A 1,060-nucleotide genomic window follows, 5' to 3' on the forward strand; every position below is an offset into this window, starting at 1 on the left:
CGCCACCGTTCGGCGGCGCGCCCCGGGACACCGCCCGGACCGGCGCCCGCGGGCGCGCACACGGCGCACCCCGGGCCCCGGGCCCCGGCGGAGGCCGGGTCCGGCCTCCGCGGAGGAACTACACAGAGGGGATCTGCCCGCCGTCCACCCGGACCGTCGAACCGGTGACGTAGGCGGCCTGGCGGCTCGCCAGGAACGCGGCCACCGCCCCGTACTCCTCCGTGGTGCCGTAGCGCCCGGCGGGAATCTGGGCGCTCGACTCGCTGCGCACCTCCTCGAACGGGCGGCCCTCGCGCTCGGCGCGGCCCCGGTCCAGCGAGTCCGTGCGGGGCGTGGTGATCCGGCCGGGGACGATGACGTTCACGGTCACCCCGTCCGCCGCCACCTCGTTGGACACCGTCTTGGACCAGGCGTGCAGCGAGGCCCGCAGGGTGTTGGAGATGCCCAGGTTCGGGATGGGCGTGATCGGCCCGGACGAGGTGCTGGTGATGATCCGGCCCCAGCCGCGCTCGCGCATGCCGCCGACCACGGCGTCGGTGAGCCGGATGACGGGCAGGACCATGGACCCGTACATGTCCTCCCACACCCCGGCCTGCTGGCCCAGGGCGGGGGTGGGCGGCGGTCCGCCGGTGTTGTTGACCAGGATGTCGACCGGGCCGAGCTCGGCGGCCACCCTTTCGACGACCCCGGCCGCGCCCCCGTGGTCGGCCAGGTCCCACTCCACGGCCAGCGCGGACACGCCGTGCTCGGCGCACGCCGCGACGGTGGCCTCCAGGCGCTCCTTGTCACGGCCGGTCACGGCCACGTGCACGCCCTCGGCGGCCAGGGCGACGGCGATGGCCCTTCCCAGGCCGGAGCTGGCCGCGGTGACCAGAGCGACCTTTCCCGCGATCCCCAGATCCATGTCTCTCCTCACGGTTCCTACCAGTGCTGACGGCATCCTGGCAGCACGCCTCCCCCGCGGTGAAACCGGGGGCCGATCACCGGGCGGCCCCGCCGGGACCGCCGGAGCGCCGCCCGCCGGGCCGGGCCGCCCGGCGCCCGCGGCGCGACTCCGACC

The 1,060-nt window shown here is 76.3% G+C and carries 1 protein-coding gene; it reads right to left on the bottom strand.

Features of this window, described 5'->3' with window-relative positions:
- Nucleotides 1-118: 118 nt before the first annotated feature.
- Complete coding sequence (locus tag ACWGL3_RS32240; RefSeq protein WP_267945550.1) at nt 119-904, bottom strand: SDR family oxidoreductase; 786 nt, start codon at nt 902-904, stop codon at nt 119-121.
- Nucleotides 905-1,060 lie beyond the last annotated feature (156 nt).

Source organism: Nocardiopsis sp. NPDC055824, assembly GCF_053616335.1.

Coding starts and splice junctions, on each gene's coding strand:
- ACWGL3_RS32240 (WP_267945550.1), bottom strand. CDS start 904: ATGGATCTGGGGATCGCGGGAAAGGTCGCTCTGGTCACCGCGGCCAGC.